Origin of the sequence: Streptomyces sp. WAC07094, assembly GCF_036320405.1 — a bacterium.
Lineage (GTDB): Bacteria > Actinomycetota > Actinomycetes > Streptomycetales > Streptomycetaceae > Streptomyces > Streptomyces lannensis.
On sequence record NZ_JAVMJZ010000004.1, the window covers coordinates 286,524 to 305,859 of the forward strand.

At 68.4% G+C, this 19,336-nt stretch carries 13 protein-coding genes; 8 read left to right on the forward strand and 5 right to left on the reverse strand.

Annotation, left to right across the window (positions count from 1 at the left end):
- The 7 genes from RCR19_RS43110 to RCR19_RS43140 all read left to right on the forward strand — a co-directional run bounded on the left by RCR19_RS43110 (position 1) and on the right by RCR19_RS43140 (position 10,727).
- On the forward strand, positions 1-4,218 hold the full coding sequence (locus RCR19_RS43110; protein WP_331270553.1) for a HEAT repeat domain-containing protein: 4,218 nt from the start codon (positions 1-3) through the stop codon (positions 4,216-4,218).
- Between the two features lie 153 nt (positions 4,219-4,371).
- A complete protein-coding gene (locus tag RCR19_RS43115; protein WP_331270554.1) occupies positions 4,372-5,292 on the forward strand; it encodes a hypothetical protein in 921 nt (306 codons plus the stop codon).
- A gap of 205 nt (positions 5,293-5,497) precedes the next feature.
- On the forward strand, positions 5,498-6,007 hold the full coding sequence (locus RCR19_RS43120) for a hypothetical protein (protein ID WP_331270555.1): 510 nt from the start codon (positions 5,498-5,500) through the stop codon (positions 6,005-6,007).
- Between the two features lie 589 nt (positions 6,008-6,596).
- Entirely contained in the window at positions 6,597-8,312 is a 1,716-nt protein-coding gene (locus RCR19_RS43125; protein ID WP_331270556.1) for a hypothetical protein, read from the forward strand.
- Positions 8,312-8,713 (forward strand): hypothetical protein, encoded by a 402-nt coding sequence (locus tag RCR19_RS43130; RefSeq protein WP_220297212.1) that lies wholly within the window; start codon positions 8,312-8,314, stop codon positions 8,711-8,713. The genes RCR19_RS43125 and RCR19_RS43130 overlap by 1 nt, the downstream gene beginning before the upstream one ends.
- A gap of 149 nt (positions 8,714-8,862) precedes the next feature.
- Positions 8,863-10,044: a bifunctional class I SAM-dependent methyltransferase/NUDIX hydrolase gene (locus RCR19_RS43135; RefSeq protein ID WP_331270557.1), complete on the forward strand. Its 1,182-nt coding sequence runs from the start codon at positions 8,863-8,865 to the stop codon at positions 10,042-10,044.
- A gap of 203 nt (positions 10,045-10,247) precedes the next feature.
- Positions 10,248-10,727, forward strand: coding sequence for a hypothetical protein (locus tag RCR19_RS43140; RefSeq protein ID WP_331270558.1), 480 nt, complete (start codon positions 10,248-10,250; stop codon positions 10,725-10,727).
- Here RCR19_RS43140 and RCR19_RS43145 read toward each other — a convergent pair whose 3' ends face one another.
- From RCR19_RS43145 to RCR19_RS43165, 5 genes are all read right to left on the reverse strand, one after another.
- On the reverse strand, positions 10,728-12,647 hold the full coding sequence (locus RCR19_RS43145; RefSeq protein ID WP_331270559.1) for a DUF2075 domain-containing protein: 1,920 nt from the start codon (positions 12,645-12,647) through the stop codon (positions 10,728-10,730). It lies immediately after the preceding gene.
- 275 nt (positions 12,648-12,922) lie between these two features.
- Positions 12,923-14,794 (reverse strand): TerD family protein, encoded by a 1,872-nt coding sequence (locus RCR19_RS43150; RefSeq protein WP_331270560.1) that lies wholly within the window; start codon positions 14,792-14,794, stop codon positions 12,923-12,925.
- A gap of 209 nt (positions 14,795-15,003) precedes the next feature.
- On the reverse strand, positions 15,004-15,444 hold the full coding sequence (locus RCR19_RS43155) for a DUF3761 domain-containing protein (RefSeq protein WP_331270561.1): 441 nt from the start codon (positions 15,442-15,444) through the stop codon (positions 15,004-15,006).
- A 517-nt stretch (positions 15,445-15,961) separates the two neighbouring features.
- Entirely contained in the window at positions 15,962-16,630 is a 669-nt protein-coding gene (locus tag RCR19_RS43160) for a hypothetical protein (protein ID WP_331270562.1), read from the reverse strand.
- Between the two features lie 657 nt (positions 16,631-17,287).
- Positions 17,288-17,887, reverse strand: a complete 600-nt coding sequence (locus RCR19_RS43165) for a hypothetical protein (RefSeq protein ID WP_331270563.1) — start codon at positions 17,885-17,887, stop codon at positions 17,288-17,290.
- A gap of 123 nt (positions 17,888-18,010) precedes the next feature.
- Between RCR19_RS43165 and RCR19_RS43170 the strand changes: the two genes are divergently transcribed.
- A complete protein-coding gene (locus RCR19_RS43170; RefSeq protein WP_331270564.1) occupies positions 18,011-19,336 on the forward strand; it encodes a helix-turn-helix transcriptional regulator in 1,326 nt (441 codons plus the stop codon).

Sequence of the window (19,336 nt, forward strand, 5' to 3'; positions counted from 1 at the left end):
ATGAGTCGTCCCAGCACCGTCAACGGGGAGGCAGGAGTGGGGCCCGCAGGCAGCCGAGGTCGGACAGCAGCACATCTGTGGCAGGAGTTTGGTGACTTCCTGCGTCAACAGGCCGAACGCGCCGGGATGGGCTCCCGCGACGTCGAGCAGGCGTTCAGGGTGGCAGCCCAGCGCGAGCAGGCGGTGCAGCGTGAGGTCGATCCGATCGGAGGGCCTTCCACTCATCGCGTGGGCGATATGGCGTTTTCCAAGTCGCACATTGACCGCATCTTCAACGCGCAGGCCCGGCCCAAGCCACCGTTGTCGTTCACCATGCAGTTCCTGCGCATCACCAGCCGAGCAGCCGGTCTTACGCTGCAAGAGCACCAAAGCCTGTGCAACCAGGCACGGTCATTGCTGCAGGCCGCATTGGACGCGTCGACTACTACGCACGAGCCTGTGCCAGGCCCTCGCTCCGCTGTCCTGCAGCCGCAGCAGCCCGAGGAAACCGTCGCCGTCCTGCGGCTCGAGCGCGATCTCGCCCGCCATGCTGAGACCTTGGAGCGCGCCCGCCACACCGAGACCCGGCTGCGCTACGCCATGCGGGACGCCGAAATGCTGATGTCGACCTTGCTGCAGATCATCAGTACGCTCCGCGAGATCATCGCGGGTAACGACTTCCGTGAGCTACAGGCCCTGCACACAGCGGATCATGCGCGTCTTGCCCGCGTGCGTGAGGAGACCCGTCAGGCGCTGACACACAAGTCCACGGCACAGCAGGAAGCCGACCGGGTTGCGGCACGCATCGTTGTCCTGGAAGGCCTCTGGGGCCGGGCCCGCGTTGAGGTTCAGCGTTTGGCCGTGCACCCCGATGCGGCCGGGTTCCCCCTCACCGATGTCGGCCCTGAACAGCCCGCTCAGCCTCTCCTTGCCCGCGACCTGCTCACGCAGCCGGTGCTCGACGACATCGCAGTCGCCCTGGCCAAAGCACAGGACGTCAACAGCCGAGCAGAAGACACGGTTCAAGACTTGCACCACGCCATCGCCCAGGGACAGGGATTCCTCCCGCCCGAAGACGAACTTGCCGTGCTGCTGGCGTCAACCCGCCTCACCGACTCAGCCGCCCGTCACGCCGCGGTCACCCGGCTGAGCACCAACTGGTCTCACGTTCTCCAGGCGCAAGAGGCTGTCCTGCGCCTGGTCGACGACCCGGACGCGGACGTCCGCCGCTATGCCGTGGAGGCACTCACGGAGGGTTGGTCGGGCAACGCCGAAGCTCAAGAAGCCGTGCTGCGCTTGGCCGACGATCCCAATGCCAAGGTTCGTCGGGCCGTTCCTTCTGCTCTCAGCCAGGGCTGGCCGGGTGATCGCACAGCTCGTGACGCTGTTGTGCATCTGGCTGCTGACTACGACGCGGATGTTCGCCGTGATGCCGCCAATGCGCTGGCGCAGGGCTGGCCGGGCGATATCCAGGTGCGTGACGCCGTGCTGCACTTGGTCGACGATACTGAGCCGAACGTCCGCTACAGCGCCGTTGATGCGCTGGAAAAGGGTTGGCGGGGCGACCTCGCAGTTCGAGACGTCGTTCTGCGCCTGACGGCTGATCAGAGCGCGGATGTTCGCCGCTACACCGCCTCTGCGCTCGGCTACGGTTGGCCAGGCGACCTGCTCGTACGTGACGCGGCTCTGCGCCTGGTTGCCGATCACGACGCGGACGTGCGCCACTATGCCGCTGACGCGCTGGCGCAGGGCTGGCCGGGCGACCTCAAGGTACGCGAGACCGTCCTGCGTCTGGCCGACGACGTGAACGAGGACGTCCGCCGCTATGCCGCTGACACGCTGAGGCAGGGGTGGCCTGGCGATCCCGCCAGCCGGGACGCGTTCCTGCGCCTGGCCACCGATCACGCCGCAGATGTCCGCGAGTCCGCCAGCTCCGCGCTGGCGCAGGGATGGCCCGGCGATGTTGCCGCCCGGGACGCAATCCTGCGCCTGGCCACCGATCAGAACGCGGAGGTGCGCAGGTCCGTCATCCGTGGGCTGGTACAGGGGTGGCCAGGCGAGCTCGAGGCCCGGGACGCGCTCCTGCGTCTGGCCGGCGATCAGGAATCAGCAGTGCGCCGGTCCGTCGCTGATGGGCTGGCGCGGGGCTGGCCGGGCGATGCTGATGTATATGCCACGGTCGTGCGGCTGGCTGCGGATCAGAGCGTGGACGTCCGTGAGACTGCTGTCGACGGGCTTGCGAACGGCTGGCCAGGCGATCCCATCGCCCGGGACTGGGCTGTGCATCTGGCGGCGGATCAAAGTGCGGAGGTTCGCCGCTCCGCTGCCTCGGCGCTGGCGCAGGGCTGGCCGAGCGATGCCATCGCTCGGGATGCGGTCGTGCGTCTGGCGGCGGATCAAAGTGCGGAGGTTCGCCGCTCCGCTGCCTCGGCGCTGGCGCAGGGCTGGCCGGGCGAAGTCGAGGCTCGGGACGCGGCCACACGTCTGGCCGACGATCGGGAGTCGGCGGTTCGCCGTTCCGTCGCCGAACACCTGGGCCATGGATGGCCGGGCGACGCCATGGCCCGGAACGCGGCCGTGCGCCTGGCCGCGGATCAGAGCGCGGATGTCCGCTACGCCGCCGCCGACGGGCTGGCGCAGGGATGGCGAGGCGACCTTCCAGCCCGGGATGCGGTCATGTCGCTGGCTACGGATCAGAGCGCGGATGTCCGCCGCGCGGCCGCTTCCGCATCGGCGAAGGGGTGGCCGGGCGAGCCCGCGGCCCGGGATACGGTCGTGCGGCTCGCTGACGATCAAGAACCAAAGGTTCGCCGGTCCTCGGCCTCCGCGCTGGCGCAGGGCTGGCCGGGCGATGCCATCGCCCGGGATGCGGTCGTGCGTCTGGCCGCGGATCAGAGCGCGGAAGTCCGGCGCTCTGCTGCCTCCGGGTTGGCCCAGGGCTGGCCGGAGGACCTCACAACACGGGACGTCGTTCGAGGACTGGTCGGCGACGCCAGTGCCACAGTCAGGTCAGACGCAGCCCAAGGCCTATCGCAGGGCTGGCCAGGCGATCCTGCCGCCCGGGATGCGGTCGTGCGTCTGACGGAGGATCAAAGCGCGGACGTCCGCGACACTGCCGTCTACGGACTGGCGAAGGGCTGGCCGGACGATTCCATCGCCTGCGACGCGGTCATGCGCCTGGCAACCGATCAGAACCTGGACGTACGCCGCTCCGTCGTCTACGCCCTGGCGCACGGATGGCCGGGGCCCTTTGCCACACGGGACATCGCCCGTGGACTGCCCAACGCAGCCAGGACCGCACCCAAGGATGTGGCCCAGAGCCGGCCAGACCACGTTGAGGTACGTGAGGCGCTCGTGCGGCTGGCTGCGGATCAGAGTGCTGACGTCCGCGAGGTTGCTGTCGGGCAACTGGCGACGGGATGGCCGCGTGATTCCGTGGCTCGGGACGCAGTCGTACATGCGGCTACGGATCAGAGCGCAGACGTCCGTCGCTACGCGGCCTCCGCATTGCCGCAGGGCTGGCCGGGCGATGCCATCGCCCGGGATGCGCTCCTGCGTCTGGCAGCGGATCAGAGCGCGGACGTTCGCGACACCGCCGTCGACGGGCTGGCGAAGGGGTGGCCGGGCGATCCCGGCGCCCGCGATGCGGTCGTGCGGCTGGCTGCGGATCAGAGCACGGACATCCGCAACTCCGTTGCCTCCGCATTGGCGCAGGGGTGGCCGGGCGATTCCACGGCCCTGGAAGTTGTCCTCCGTCTGGCGGGTGCTCCGGCGATCCGGGGGGCTGCCGCCTCCGCCCTGGCACAGGGGTGGCCTGGTGATTCCGTGGCACAGGAGGCTGTCTTGCGGTTGACCGAAGCTCTGGACGCGGACGTACGAGGCAAGGCGGCTGCCGGGCTCGCGAGCGGTTGGCCGGGCCCTTTTGAGGTACGGGACGCTGTGCTGCGTCTTGCTACCGACCACAACGCGGACGTCCGCTGGGCCGTCGCCGGTGCGCTGGAGCGAGGTTGGGCCGACGACCTCGATATCCGTGGCGCCGTATTGCGCCTGGCTGCCGATCAGAACGCGGACGTCCGACGGGCTGCCGCCTCCGCCCTGGCGCGGGTGTGGCCGGGCGATCGCGTAGCTCGCGACGCGCTCGTACGTCTGACCGACGATCAATACGGCGTAGTCCGCCAGCATGCAGCGGAACTACTTGACCCCATGCCCGCACCGGAAACCGAGGCGCCACTGCGATAGCGCTTTTCTTGCCTTCTTGCCGTCTGTTGTGATGCTTGAAGCTGTGGTTCCGCATGTAGATGCCTCGTGCAGGTCACAGCTTCAGCAAGCGCCGAGCACGCCGGGGAGGTTGGGGCCACACTGTGGTCTCTGCAGGCTCATGGGGGGTTGAGGATGGCGGAGACGACGTCGGACAGCGCGGATCAGTCCGAGGGGGAGGACAGCGGGGAGCAGGCGCAGGCCGGGCATGCCCGGCGGATGAAGACGTGGGTGGCTGCCGCGGTGGCCGCTGGATTGGCGGCGGGCGTCAGCGGCGAGGCACAAGGCGTCTTCTCTGCGGTCGTGGACGAGGTAAAGAGCTGGTTCATCTCGCCGGCACCGGACGAGGACATGCCCCTGACCGCCGATGCATCGGTTGCGGATGCGTGGGATCCCTGTGAGGGCGGCTCGGGGATGGTCTTTCTGAAGCCTCCCACGCTGTCGGCCGTGAAACAGGAGTTCGGCAAGCGGTGGAGCGGAAGCGACCCCGACTACTACAAGAAGTCCACCTTCGACGCCCGCTATGAAGCGAAGCCGGCCAACTACACGATCGTGAACCTGCTGATCCAGGGCAAGTCATCGCAGGCGGTCGTCATCGAACGGGTCACCGTGAAGCCGGTCTCGGTCCAGGAAGCCCCGAAGGGGTTACGCCTTCGGACAGAAGGAGGATGCGGCGGCACTAACATGAGCCGTTTCCTCGTGGACCTGGACGCCCGGCAACCGCGGCTGAAGTTCAAGGACGGGACGGACGAGGACGGCAAACGACGCGTCAGCGGCTTTCCGTACCAGGTCACCAGCAGCGACCCGGAGACAGCAGTCATCGTCCCGGTAACCAACGAGCACTATGCCCGCTTCAAGCTCGTCGTTGAGTGGAAGAGCGGCAAGCAGTCAGGTGAACTGGAAGTCGGCGACAGCAACCGGGACAACGCCCCGTTCGAGGTCGCTTCCGGCTCCGCATCACGGAAATACCTGATCGACCAGAACCTTTCACCGCAGCCCATGGAAGAGCCGAAGGTCACTGACCCGCTCGCCGAGATCGATGCACAAGGACAGTAGGGGATCGGGGGCAGCAGTGAGCGCAGCACCGCTGAGGCAAGGCTTCTTGGTCTTATTGGCCGGGATACTGGCGGTCGCAGTTGGAGCCTTCGGCTACCGATGGCTCCATGACCGATTCCATACGCCCTCGACCGGAGTGGCTCCCCTCCCGGCCGCCTCACGGACGCCGCCACCGCGTACCGAGGCGCCGTCCTCGGCAGCCCCGATGGACCTGCATGCTCTGGACTGGGCCTCTTTCGCGATCCCGGGGTCGCTGTGCAGGTCGGACAAGCCGATCCGCCTGCATGACGGCACAGCCATCAACGTGCCGTCCGACTTCGACGGGCCGGAGGAGAACATGGCACAGGACGTGAGGGCCTCCACAGACAAGATCGTCTATGGCGATGTCACGGGCGACGGCCGCGACGAAGCTGCACTCCCGGTCCTGTGCGCGAACCACGACTCGACGGCCGCCGGGCAAACAGCCATGGGCATCATGGTCTTCGACGGCTCCAGTGGTCAGGCCGCGCTGCTTGCCACACTCACGAGCCGGCAGCCCCGGGTCGGCGAACCACCGAACTTCGTGGCCATCACAGAGATGGGCGCGGGCAAGGTCGCCGCAGTTGACATCTATTACCGGCAGGACGACCCCAACTGCTGCCCCTCCGGCAATGCCACAGAAACCTGGTCCTACCGCAACGGCACGCTGACGCCGGACCCTCCTGCAGCAGGCTGACGGCCTGAAAGCGCGGCGGGCGGCCGCCGCAACAGGGTTGGCGTCGGAGTCAGGGGGCCGGTTTCGGGTAATGAGCTTTCGATCGTGGACTTTCCGATGGTGATTCCGCGCTGGATTGGTATCCGCCCGGGTTGTGACGTTTGTCGGCCGGCTTGGAGCCAGGCCAGCAGTTGGCGCAGGCGTAGTCGCCGAGGGGCTGACGTTTTCGGAGCGTTGATGAGTGTTTCGAGGTGGTCTGCGGCCTCGGCGTCCAGTCCGGCGGCTTGCATGCCGATGAGTAGGGCGAGTTCCGAGCCCTCCGGGGGGTTTGGAAAACCAAGAGCATGTTTCCAGAGGCGTAGGGCCAACGCATCCCCGCTGGCCAGAAAACTGAACGCGCCACCCGCGAGGTACGGAGCTAGGGGTGGTATTCGGCCAAACCTTGCGTTACCCGGACTGTTGAGCGCATTGTCGCGTTTGCGCTCTGGTGGTTCTGCGAGTTCACCGTGAGGATGCCGGCCGTGTCTGCGAACGGGGGGCGGGGATGGGCTTCGGCCGGGGGCTGCGTGTTCGAGAACATGCTGCGGAAGGGATGGTCGAAGGGCCAGCCGTGCCGGTTCAGACCGGCCCTGCCGCCTCTGACGACGGCCGCACTGGCGAGGTCCAGTCGGCTTCGTCAGAGGTGACCAGGCTGCTGTGCGAAGCCGTCTATGCGCGCCCTGACCAGGTTCAAGCCGTCAAGGTGTGGTGGCGCAAGATCCGAGGTAAGGACAAGAAACCGAACAAGCTCCGGCGCAGCACCCGCAGACGCATCTACCTGGAGGGCAGCGACGACTGCCCGCCCCTGGGCGAGCCTATGGCGCAGTGGATTGTGGATCACGTCTTGCACGGACCGCCGGTGCCCGTCCCGTCGTACGGATTCGACCTCCTGCCCGTGGTCGCGCACAGTCTGCGCGCGCGGCGACGGCGGTGGTTGCGCCGGGTGCTGGTGCTGCTCTTGGCCGCTGCTGTGGCGTACATGGTGCCTTGGGCCGCCGTCGTGTGGGGCGGGATTGTCGTGCTGGCTCTCCTGATGCGGTGGGCCGCGCTGCGGGCGTCTCGCAAAGGGAAGACGTCAAAGCTGGCACCCTCACCCCGCGTGCCGTATCTCGTTCTGTCTGTGCCATGGCTGCTCGCCGTAGTGCCGTACGAGCCGGTACACGGCGAGGCGGTTTCCTTGCGTGTCGGGCTGGTTGTGTTGCCGTTCGCCCTGTTGGTCGCAGCGACACTGGTCTGCATGGGCGACCGGCTTACAGCGCGAGCAGCGCTGTCCCGGATTACCAGGGAAGGTATTGCGAGCGACCGCCTGCCGTGGGTGGCGGCTACGGCCGGGCACCGGATGGCGCGGATCAGCAGCGGACAGACGTGGCGGGAGCTGCCCTACGACCAACCGGAATGCTTCGTCGGAGCCGGGCGTGACGTATGGGGTGTGGCCGACATTGGCATCCCGCTCAAACCCAAGGACCCGGAGGAGTCGGTCAAGACCTTCGGCGAGGAGGAACTGCTACGGCGGCTGGGTACCGCCCTCAGGGAACTGGGGCGTGGCGCACGAGAGATCACCGATCCGTTGCCCGGCTTTTCCGTTGTGCAGGTCCATGGCCTGCCGTCCGCGTTGTGGCTGCAACGCACCCGCGCGGCGAAGCTGGAGACGCCGGACTTGCGTGGTCGAGGCCGCCGATCGCCGTCCAGCGTGCCCGTCCGGCTGTATCTGCGCGCGCAGTGCATCAGCTGGGACGGCCAAGTCGTGGTCAACGTGTTCGTGCACGCCGCTCTAGAGGCCCGTGAGCTGCGGCTGACCGTGCGCCCCCATGTGATGACGCCTCTCCACAACGAACTGCGGGTAACCGACACACCCGTCGCCAAGCGTGGGACGCGATTGCTGGGCTGGGTGGCGGTGCAGGCGCTGCTGGATGCCGTCAACGCACCGCTTACGTTGTGGCGGTTGGCGACCCGACTTGGACTCGGTGAGCAGGCAGACGACGGTCGTACTGAGGAAAAGGATCCCGTCAGCCTTCGCGACCGGTATTCCACCGAAGAGGTCACCGACATGCACCAGAGCGACGACGCCAAGCGACACGTCGTGTTGATGGAGACCTGCATCTTCCGGACGGTCTCCGAGTACCTCGACGAGAGGGGCGTCGACACCGCTCCGTACGAGCGCCAGGTGGCCGCGGTCATCACCAATATCCAGGTCTACGGCGACAACAACGCGCCCATCCAGAACATCTCCGGCCACGGCATCAGCAATGTTGGGCAGAGCAACACATCAGAAAAGGGAGCAAGTTGATGGTCGTGGGACGACGCCGCCCCGAACCGGAGCAGGGGCACGGCTCCGGTATCAGCATCGGCGGTAACAATAACGCTCCCGTGCATAACGTGGTGGGACAGAACATCTCACACGTCCACCAGTCCTCCTTTGTCGAGGGCTCCACCGTCGACCTCGAAACCGTGCGAGACCTCCTTGCCGCGTTCCGAACCGAGGTGGATCGCAACGGGGCGGGCCTGCAGGACGCACAGGTGCTTCGCGCCATGGCAGACTCCATCGACACCTCGCTGACGGCGCCCGACGCGCAGGCGGAGGGGACACTGCGCCGGGCCGTACAAGCACTCCCGGCCCTGGTGGCGGGAACCGTGGTGCAGCAAGGAGGCCAGGCGCTCGCCCACGCCCTTGCCGGATGGCTGGGTTAAGGCGCCGGCTGCACCGCGGGACCACCAGAGGCGCCCGGTCCGCGTCCGCCGCCTTTGAAGATTCCGGCCCAAACACCCAACGCGGCCACGACTGCCCGATGCAGCCTGAACCTGCCTGCTGCACAGCCGTGACGTCCTCAGGAGACCACGTGAGCGCGGAATCGATCAATGCCGAGGTGTGGTCGGCCTACGGCAGGCACCACATCCAGCGCGCCACCCCCCTGGCGGAGGTGGACCGGATCGACTGGGGGCCGGGCGGCACCGGGCCGGGAGACGCCGTCCTCGGTGACCTGGCGGGCCGCCGCGTGTTGGATCTCGGCTGCGGTCCGGGCCGGCATGCGGCTCACCTCGCACGCTGCTACGGGGCGATGGTGGATGCGGTCGACGCCTCGCCCAGCCAGATCGAACGCGCCCGCGCCCGCTACGCCGATGTGCCCGGCCTCCAATTGGTGGCGGCCGATGCCGTCGAGCACCTGCACACGGCCGCACCCTACGACGTGATCTACTCCCTCCACGCCTTCCCCTACCTCGACCCCAACCGGCTGCTGCCCGCTCTGGCTGCGGCACTGAAGCCCGGCGGAAGGCTGTGCTTCACCACATTGCACACCAACTCCCACGGCGACGGCCCCGCCATGGCCATCAAACCGCGGCCGGAGACCCTGCACCTGGCCGGCGGCGGGGAACTGACCGTGCAGATGTGGGTGCTCACCCCCAACCTGTGGCAGGGCCTGCTCGAACGGTACGGGCTGCATGTGGAGGACATCAGCGCCCTTGACGCGCCCGAGAAGGCCAACCACGCCTCCTACCGACTCTTCCAGGTCAAGCGGCCCGCACGCATCCCCTCCCGCCCGCGGACCACGACGCCGCCCGCCCCGCACGCGGCACTCGGCGTCGGCGCCCTCCTCCACGGCCCGCGCGGCCTGCTACTGGGTCGCCACCGCCGGGGCACATGGGAACTGCCCGGCGGGACCGTGGAGCCGGGCGAGTCCCTGCCCGAGGCGGTCGTGCGCGAACTGCGCGAGGAAACCGGCCTGATGGCCCGCCCGGCCGACGTGCGCCTGCTGGGCGCGCTCCACGACCATGTCGGCGAGGTCGTCCGCATCACCATCGCCGCCCACGTCACCGCCTGGAGCGGCGAGCCGGCCGACCAGAGCGGCGAGAGCGTGGGCGCCTGGCGCTACTGGCCCCTGGAATCCCTACCACCGGGCCTCTTCGAGTGCAGCGCGCAGGTCCTGACCGCCTGGCGTCCCGACCTGCCCATCGACCACCCGGCAGCCGGCTTCATCCCTTTCGCTGGCCCGCAGGCACCCCTGCTCAGCAGTCCTGCGTGACGGGGATCAAGGCTTGGCTGACGCCTGACACGACCGCAGTGCCCCTGCACCGCCCCGCTGTCAGCTGCTCGGGTTGCAGCGTTCGCTGACAGCAGCCCACCCGCCGATATCGCCCGCCGCACTCACCGACGGGCCTCCCACCGTGAATGGATCTCGGCCCGCCGAAGGCCGAGCTGTTCAAGAATCCGCACCAGGAGACTCGAGTGGACAACGTCCTTTCTCTGATCGTGACAGGCGTGGCTCTGCTGATATCGATCTTCAGTTCGTATGTGGCGTGGGCAAGCCTGAAGACCGCCAAGTCCGCCGGCCGGGCCGCGATCATGCAGAATCTCTTCACCGCCAACCAAGCAGCCCTCCAGTACCCGGAGCTGCTCATCGACGTACACGGCATCGACCCCGCCACGGACATCAGGGAAGCACGAGCACTGGTCTACATGAGCATCCTTCTCGATGGGTTCCAAGAGGTTCACGGACGCATTCACCGCGGGGATTTCGCAAGCATGGCTCGCCACATGAAGATTCACGGCGACTCGCTCCGCCGGTTCCTGGCCGTCCCTGCCAACAGGGCCCGTTGGCAGACTGTCAGGGGTCATTCCTACGGGGACTTCGAGCCAGGTTTCGTCGCCGCCGTGGACGACCTCATTGCCTTCGAGGAGAACCTGAGAACCAACCCGCATGAGTAGCTACCGTCGACCCGGGGCTCCTGCCGGGCCTACGACGGTGGCGGGCTCTGCGTCCAGGTGAGCGCCGACCAGTTGGCGCAGCCTTTCCTGGGTTTGGGGGTCAGTGGAGCACACGACGGTGCCGACCATGCCCCGGGTCAGCAGCACCTTGTAGGTGTTGCGGATCAGGCGGTCGACGTCGGCGTCCGGCGTCGCCTTCTTGAACACGGGGTCCTTGGACGCGGTGCGGTCGGTGGTCCAGCGGCCGTCGCGCCACAGGAGGTCGGGGCCGATGATGACGCCGGACCAGTCGTACTCGAAGCCCTGGGCGGTGTAGACGCAGCCGATTTGCCCGAAGCCGGCCGGGTCGGTGGCCCACAGTGCGGCCGGGGGAGCGCCAGAGACCGAGCGCTCTCCGCGCAGGTTCCACGGCCGGGCCCAGTCGCCGATCACGACATCAGCCGCAAGCGGCTCGCCCGGTTTGGGCTCCGGTGACCAGCGCCAGCAGTATCCGGCCGACATGCGCGCGCCGTAGCCCTCGGCGCGGCGCGCCTGGAGGAACGCCTCCATCTCCTGCGGGCTGTCGGCAACCAGCAGCCGCATCCGGTCGTCGGGCTCCCACACGAGAGGCCCCCCGGGCTCGAGGCCCAGCAGGCGCACTACCCAGCGCAGGTATGCGTCGCTGCCGCCGCAGCGGAACTGGCTCTCCAGCGGCACCACGTGGCAGTCGAGGCCCTTGGCTGCTGCGGCTGCCTTGATTTCCTCAACGGTGCCCATCTCGCCGGGCCGAACGACCTGGTGCTCGTCCAGCAGGAAGACGGGGACGCGGGCGACATCGATGAGCTCGTCGATCTGCCGCCTGCCAGTGCGACGGTTGGCCGGCGTGTAGCGGTTGGCGGAGGTCTCGCGGATGCGGTGGGCCTCATCGCAGATCAGGACGTCGAGCGTGTTCTTCTCTGCCGTCATGAAGCTGTTGAAGTACTTGAACAGGTCCTGCACCTGGCGCTTGCGGCTGCCGGCTACCTTGCGCATCGTCTTGGTGAACGACTGAGATCCGGTGGCGTGCAGGGCCGGCACCCCCTGCCGGTACAGCTCGCCGAGCAGGGACAGCGCGATCACGCTCTTGCCGGTCCCGGGGCCACCGGTGACGACCACGACCTCCTTATGGTCGGAGGCCTTCGCCCGGCGCACCGCGTTCAGCACCATGCGGTAGGCGACCTGCTGCTCGTCCAGCAGCACGAATTGCTCGCGCTCCCGCACCTCTTGCGCCGCGACCGCCATCAGCTGCTTCGACGGCACCGTCTTCGCGGCCAGCAGTTGGTCGGCGGCACGGGCGCCCGGCTGCCGACTGCTGAGCCGGGCCCGCAGGTAGTCGAGGAACTCGCCGCGCCCCTCAGCGGTGAACAACTGCCCGCGCTCGCCGGTCTCGACGGCGCGCAGACCGCTCACGCCGAACTCGGTGGCGTTGTGCAGATAGGCCACACCGTGGACTCGCTCGGGATGCCCGGCCACCGCACCGTTGAAGTTCACGAGGTACTCGCAGTAGCGGCGTACCTGCTCAATCGGATTAAGGACCGCGTGCGCATAGGCGTCAACCCTGCACAACTCCGGGTCATCCTCGTCCGGCTCGGCCTGGCTCCACTGCTTCAATTCGACCACGACGTAGGACGGGTCGCCCGTGACCGGGTGCACCCCGGCCAAGATGGCGTCGGCCCGCTTGCTGTTCAATGGGAGCGCGTACTCCAGCATGACCTCTACCGCCCCGAGGCCCGCGTCGTTGAGCGCGTTGGCCAAAGCGGGGATGCTGCGCTCCCAGGAGCGAGCCTCCGAGGTGCTGGGCCGATAGCCGTGCATGTGGACGAACTGCTCAGTCAGGTGGAGGTAGAGCGAACCGTCGAACCCCATGGCGGCGACCGATTGAGCAGACGCGCGGAACAGCAAGGACTTCCCCCAGGCAGCACGAAGTGACTCGTGCGGGTGGGGGCGTGTCCTTCAAAGACTCCACCGGGGTGGAGCGGAAGCCCGTCGGGCCGCGTTTGACGAGGTGTTCGAGAGTACCTGGCGCCGCGCCCAGGTGGCTGCTGTGGCCGACAACAAAGCACGGTGCCGATGTCACACTGCCAGCGCCGGTTGCGATGCTGCCCACACGATGCTGGCGAGCTCATCGTCCGGGAACGGCTGTTGGTGCAGCTCACCACGCCGGTTTTGTCGGCGGGTCATTCGACGTTGACGCCGTGGGCTCGGGCGAGTCCGTCGAGGCCGTCGGCCCAGCCTTGGCCGATGGCGCGGAGTTTCCAGATGGGCAGGCCGTTGGTGGTGTGCCGGTACAGCTCGGCGATGACCATGGCGCGGATGTCGGGGTCGGTGGGCGGGTTAAAGGTCCAGGCGGCCCCGGCGGCGCAGTCCATGTACAGGGCTGCGTGGGTGAGGGCGCCGCAGGTCAGGCCGGTGTCGACGTCCATGTTGATGGCGATCGTGACGCGCTGGACGTGGGCGGGCAGGGCGGCTGGGTGGAGGGCTGCGCGTTCGACGGTGTGCGGGCCGTCGGTCTGCTTGCCCAGCAGGCGAGCGGCGCCCTGGGCGGTGGAGGGCTGGTGGTAGAAGACGAAGTCCTCATCGCAGGTGACCTGGCCGTGGGTGTCGGTCAGGAAGAGGGTGAGGTCGGCGTCGGCGCCGGCGAAACTGAAGGCGATGAGCAGCCCCTGCCAGGCTTCTTCGGGCAGGACCAGGTTCTGCCCCGGCGCAAGCGCGGTCGCAGCAGCACGGCTCGGCGGCGCGGGAGCGTGGGTGGGCGCTGTGGGAGCGGACGGCGGCGTCCTGGGAGTGGTCTGGCTCTTCCACTCGGCAAAGGGGCGGATCCGGTAGTGATCCGGCGGGGGAGTAGAGGGTGCGGTGGGGGCGTTGGCGCGCAGGTCTGCGTCGAGGTCGGCCAGGGTCGCATCGTCGGATCCAGTGTCGTCCTGGGCGTGGTCGAGGAGGCTTTGCAGGCCGGGCAGTCGGCTGGTGTCCAGGGGTTTGATGGTGCTGGATAGGTTTCCGGAGGCGGTTGTGGTGACCGAGCAGGCGACGTCCTGCCCGATGTCGAGGAACCGCAGTGCGTCGGCCGTCTCCCGCCAGGGGCTGGCTTCGATGGCCTGGCGGGTCCAGCGGCCGTAGGCCACGAACCCCAGACGCTGGGTGTCCGGCAAGCGCGTGAGCACGGCCAGGTCGATGGCGGTGATCCCGGGCGCGACGGCGAATGCCTCCTTGAGTGTGGCAATGATGTTCGACCCCATGGAGGTGAGCCACCACAGGGTGCGGTCCCGCTTGCTGAGGGCCTTGAGCGTGGGCCGCCCGCTGGAGGTGATTCCGGGGATCTGGTCGGGCAGCGTGTCGATGTCCTGTTGCCGCATCACCACGGACAGCACCGGCCCGTCCACTCCTACTGCGCAGCCCGCGGCGGGGTTGTCGGAGAAGGCGTAGTTGACCGCCTCGCACACGGTGTCCTCGTCGTTGGTGAGCAGGGCCTGCCACCACTGATCGGCCTCGGTGGCCAACCGGCTGTGGACGGCGTGCAGGCGGGCCTGTTCGGCAGCCAGGTAGGCCGGGGCGTCTTCCTCGGCTCTGCGCTTGGCGCCCGCCCGTTCGGTGCGGGCGAAGACCCCCAGTCCTGCCAGGTGGTGGGCCTGGCCTTCTGCCAGGGCCCAGGCCAGGCCCAGTTGTGGAGGCCCGGGCACCACCGGGGGCCGGGCAGGCGTGAAGGACTGCAGGTGGACACTGGTCGTCTGCCGCCGCAGCTCCTGCAACTGGCTGATTGCCGCATCGCGTTCCGCCTCCTGCTGCGCCCGCTGGGCCTGCCTTCGGGCACGCTCCAGCTGCGCCGCTGACGGGGCGACGGACCGTGAGCGGGTCGTACGGCTCGTGCTGGTGCGCCGGCGCCCTTGGCCCAGGGAACTGGAGGCGTAGAACGGGCCCACTCCGGAGGTCAGCCGGGTGCCGCCGCTGCCCATGCTGATGCGCGCCGCGCGGGGTCCCATGGAAGCGCGCACGCCGCGGGTTGAGACCCGCACGCTCATCCCGGGCACACCCACACGAAATCCGAAAGCCATGTCTTCTCTCCGTCCTTGCCTTTCCCGAGCGAGCGACACTGTCCTCGGCGACGATGAGGCTCCGCAGCCGCGCTCCTGCCGGCCCGCACCATGCTCGACCGACGCAACCCGAGATGACGTGCGAGCCGACGCGTCTTCCCCCAGCGTTGCACCATGTCGCCCGACCACAGCCGCAGCGCCGTTGCCCGGCAGTTGCGCCGCGGCGTCGGCTACCTGTAGAAGACGGCGACACCGCCGTGATGGGAGCAGGCTCCCTGGTGATGGGCGGCGTAGCTGTACGTGCCGTCGTTGCACAAGGCAGTGGCCCCGGCCGGGTGGGACGTCCCGCCGCCGGAGCTCGACGAGCCACCCGACGTCGAATCGCTACTGCCCCCCGAGGAGCCTGCACTTGACCGGTGCGTGGGCGACGGCGCGGGCTTGGCCGTCTTGGTCACAGTGATGGTCGGGGCAGGTGCTGGCGACTTCGTTACGGTGACCGTCGGAGCCGGTGCCGGGGTCTTCGTGGCGGTCGCGGTCATGGTGACCGTAGGACGCGGGGCGGGACTGGCCGCGCTGGGATCACTACTCCCGAACGCGGCACCGACTGCCAGCAGTACGAAGGCGCCGCCCCACACGCGCTTGCGCTTGTACAACGGGCGGATATCGGGCATACGGACAGGCTCAGGCGGACGGACAGCCCACGGTCCGGGCTGATGTTGACTCACGCGACGATCCCCCCACAACGATGCATCCGGACGCACCACGGTCCGGGCAGGTTGAACACTTTACAAATCCTCCCCGCAGACTGCGCAAGCCCCTTACGTGTTCGGGATGGCAGTCAGCCCTGGAGTCAGCGAGGACGGCTCCGAGACCGACGAGGAAGCATGGCGAGGGATGACTTGACTGGTGCACGCGACCTGCGTGGGGGGCGGGCAGGGGCTCGGTGCCCCGGCGATCGCGGGCGACATGTTGTCGTATATGCGTGGTGTGGGAAGCCATACCGGTCGGCGAACTGCCGCATCGCATCGGGTTCGTGCGTGTTGCCGGCCGACGGATGGGAGAGTCCCGGTGCTGGGCCGGGCCGGGTGGGGGAGTGGGACTGGCCCGGCACCGGGGTTGGGGCCCGCTCCCTGTGTCCTGCCGGTGGCTGCCAGGGCAACGGTGCGGGGGCTCGAGGCAGTTGCGCGGTCAGTGGTCGGGGAGGTCGTCGAGGGTGATGACGGTGTAGGCGCGGAGCCTGCGCACCATCTGTGATGCGAGGAACCAGCGTAGGTCGGGATGTCCGTAGGGGAGTGCCTCGTCGGTGGCGGATATCGCCTGGAGCCCGTCGTCGCTGTATTGGTAGGGGGTGCCGATCACTCCGTACAGCGGTGCGCTCTGTGCGAGGAACACGGTCGGCCTGCCGTCGAGGTGCGGGCACTGCTCCGCCGACGTACGGGCGTGCCGGAGGCAGACCGGGGGCTGCGCAGTACGCACCACCGCCTCCTGAGGCCGCGCCTCGTCTGGTCCGGCGAGGAAGATGATGCCGTGGCGGGTGCGGGCACTGAGGGCGCAGACTTGGCAGCGCAGCTGCTGCATGCATTCGCGTTGGCGGGAGGGGTGGACCATCCGCCAGCTCGGCCGCCCGGTGGGTAGGCCGTCGGCGCCGATCGTCTGGGAGCAGCGGCCCCACAGCACGTCGCGCAGGTCGCGGTCCTCGGTGAGTTCGTCCCAGTAGCCCAGCTGCAGGTGCCCGTGGGGGCCGCGTTGGACGCGCAGGGAGAGCAGCAGGTCGGGGTGTTCGCTGACGCGGCTGGTGATGTAGGGCACGAGCCGGCTCGTGGCCGGGTTGGCTGCGCTGGCTGTGCTGGCGCTCATGGGGCGGTTCCTATCGTGGTGAGGGTGTGTGAAGGGTGCGGGGTGCCCGCCTCAGGCTCGACCTGCCCGGGAGGAGGCCTGAGGCGGGCGTGTGGGGGGCCGTGGGGACAGCGCCGCCCCGCAGCAGCGCGTCCGGGGGTTCTGGGCTGTGTTCTCCGGGGTGCGGGGGTTTTCGTCAGCGGTGGCGCAGCACGTGGGCGCACCGGGTGTGGACGCGGCCCGCGCAGGCGGCTCCACCGGAGGCACTGACGTGCCCGTAGGGCATCGAGTCCTCACGGTCTCGGATCGGCTGGTCGCAGGCGAGACACATCTCCACACCGGTCAGCGCCTCGTACGCTCCTAGTTTCCGGTGGCGAGCTGCCAGAGCAAGGCTGCGAACGCGATTACGACGCCACCGATCAGCACGGGGATGGCGGCGATCTCGATGATGCGGGAGCGGTTGGGTCGGCGGGCTCGCCATCGCTCGAATCGGGTGGGCTGTGTTGTTTTCGATGTTTTCGCCACAGGTGTGTCCTCGGATGTGGGGGAGGGCGGGCCCCGCGCCCTTAGGGGCCGCGGTGAGGATGCGCGGGTGGGTGCGGGGCCACCCCGCTTGAATCCCTGGGCACGCTGGGCGGCCAGGGGGAGGTAGGTCGAAAGTGCAGGAGTGTCGATGGGCTACCAGCTGGTTTCGAGGTTGTGGTGCAGTAGCCGGCAGGCTCCCGCCAGGAGGTGGAGTCGTGCGGTGGGGTTGGTCAGTTCGCCGCCTTCTTCGGCCAGGTGCACCGATCTGGCGTGCCTGACGGTGTCGGCCAGGACCTCACGCGCCCGCGAGGCGGCCGGGGTGCCGCTCCTCATGCGGCTCAGCCGGTGTTCCGCCGCTGCAAGCAAGGCCAGCAGATAGCCGTTCAGCTCGGCGGCAACGGCCCGGGCCGGACTGGATGTGGGGTCTGTGGTCGCGAGTTGCTCCGCCCGATGTGCTGCGCCGATCACCTTGGCGATGTCCACCGGCTCGCAGGTGTCCCCGCTGTGCTGGGCGTGGGAGCGTTCGGTGGTGACGGCCGTCGCCTCCCGACCCCGGCAGGGATGGAGGCGATCGTGTTGCGCGCTGCTCTCGGCGTTGGGCTCCAGAGCGTCGGTGTGTACGGCCGGGAGGACCGCGCCGGCCCGCTCGACCGTGTAGACCGGGGCCTGCATCCCTTCACGGTGAGCGCGCACCGGTCCCGAACCGCCGGGCGACACCTCGTCGGCAGCAGCAGTCATCTGTTCGTTCGCCATGCTCAGAGCATTGCGATCGCGGGATCCCGGCAGAAAGGTCCGACTGGGTACCCAACGTGGGTAACCTCACCCGTAAGTGACCGTAAGCGACGTTGGGTAGCCTTCAGCCATGGGAGCATCGCCATGACCGAGCCGTCCCGACCGCCGGAGCTCCCGGCCAGGCTGCTCACCGACCCGGAGATGCTCGACGCATGCCGTGTCCGTGATTTCGCGCGCGTATTCCGCCTGATCAAGGTCCACGCGGGGATCTACCCCTCGATGATCGCCCGGCGGTGTGACCTGACGCCCAGCCGGGTCGGCGAAGTGATGGCAGGCAGACGTCAGTTGGTGCACATCGATGTCATCGAGCGAGTGGCCGACGGACTGCGGATCCCCGGCCACATGCTCGGACTGGCACGACGTTCCTGGGAGACACCCGTGGCTCTGGCCACGGCTGAGCGCCGACCGTCCGCTGCACAAGAGCCGGTACTCGAGGCCGAACCTCCAGCCGTCCTCCCGGGGGCGGAGGTGGAGAGCTTTCTCGCGCAGGCCACCCGGACCAGCCCAAGCCCCTCCACTCTCCAGGCGCTGCGCGCTTCGATCGAGGATTACTGGCGTCGGGACGACCAGCACGGCGGCGAAGCGTTACGGCCGGCGGTGGTCGGCCAACTCCGCTACGTCATCGGCCTCCTGAAAGAGACCCGCTCGGAGCCCGTCCAGAAGGAGCTGTACGCGGTGGCAGCCGAGTTGGCACGCCTCACGGGCTGGACGCACTTCGACGCCCGACAGTACAGCCAGGCCCGTTCGTACTTCGGTGAGGCCCTGCAGCTGGCCAAACAGATCAACGACCGGCAGTTCATGGCCAACGTGCTGGCGTGCATGAGCCTGCAGGCCACCTACCAGGACAAACCCGCAGACGCCCTCGCCTACGTCAGCGCCGCCCAGGACGAGACCCATACAACGCCAGGGACCACCCCACGCGTACGGTCGATGCTGGCCATGAGGGAAGCGTTCGCCCAAGCCGCGCTCGGCAACCGGACCGCCACGCATGCCGCGATCACCGAGGCACACCACCAATTCGAGCGCATCCAGCCGGGCGACGCCGATCCGCCCTGGGTAGCCTACTTCGACGAGCCCAAACTGATCGTGGACACAGGCATCGCACACGGCCGCCTCGGCGAGGCAGCCACAGCCGAGCCGCTGATCGCCGACGCCCTGCGCAGGGAAAACAGCACCAACCAGCGAGGCCACGCATTCCACGCGTTCTGGCTGGCACGCACCCAGCTTCAGCAAGGAAAGCTGGACCAGGCCTGCCGCACCGCCACACAAGCCCTGGACAAGGCTTCAGCAGTCGCATCCCAGCGAGTGACGGGCCACCTCCGGGAGTTCTACGACCAGTTGGAGCCGCACAGAAGAGAACCCGCAGCTGCCGTGTTCGAAGCGCGCCTGCGAGAACTGCTCACCGTGTGA

What these genes read in the sequence shown, in the direction of transcription:
- RCR19_RS43110 (WP_331270553.1), top strand. Translation starts at nt 1, where the DNA reads ATGAGTCGTCCCAGCACCGTCAACGGGGAGGCAGGAGTGGGGCCCGCA.
- RCR19_RS43115 (WP_331270554.1), top strand. Translation starts at nt 4,372, where the DNA reads ATGGCGGAGACGACGTCGGACAGCGCGGATCAGTCCGAGGGGGAGGAC.
- RCR19_RS43120 (WP_331270555.1), top strand. Translation starts at nt 5,498, where the DNA reads ATGGACCTGCATGCTCTGGACTGGGCCTCTTTCGCGATCCCGGGGTCG.
- RCR19_RS43130 (WP_220297212.1), top strand. Translation starts at nt 8,312, where the DNA reads ATGGTCGTGGGACGACGCCGCCCCGAACCGGAGCAGGGGCACGGCTCC.
- RCR19_RS43150 (WP_331270560.1), bottom strand. Translation starts at nt 14,794, where the DNA reads ATGGCTTTCGGATTTCGTGTGGGTGTGCCCGGGATGAGCGTGCGGGTC.
- RCR19_RS43155 (WP_331270561.1), bottom strand. Translation starts at nt 15,444, where the DNA reads ATGCCCGATATCCGCCCGTTGTACAAGCGCAAGCGCGTGTGGGGCGGC.
- RCR19_RS43160 (WP_331270562.1), bottom strand. Translation starts at nt 16,630, where the DNA reads ATGAGCGCCAGCACAGCCAGCGCAGCCAACCCGGCCACGAGCCGGCTC.
- RCR19_RS43165 (WP_331270563.1), bottom strand. Translation starts at nt 17,887, where the DNA reads ATGGCGAACGAACAGATGACTGCTGCTGCCGACGAGGTGTCGCCCGGC.
- RCR19_RS43170 (WP_331270564.1), top strand. Translation starts at nt 18,011, where the DNA reads ATGACCGAGCCGTCCCGACCGCCGGAGCTCCCGGCCAGGCTGCTCACC.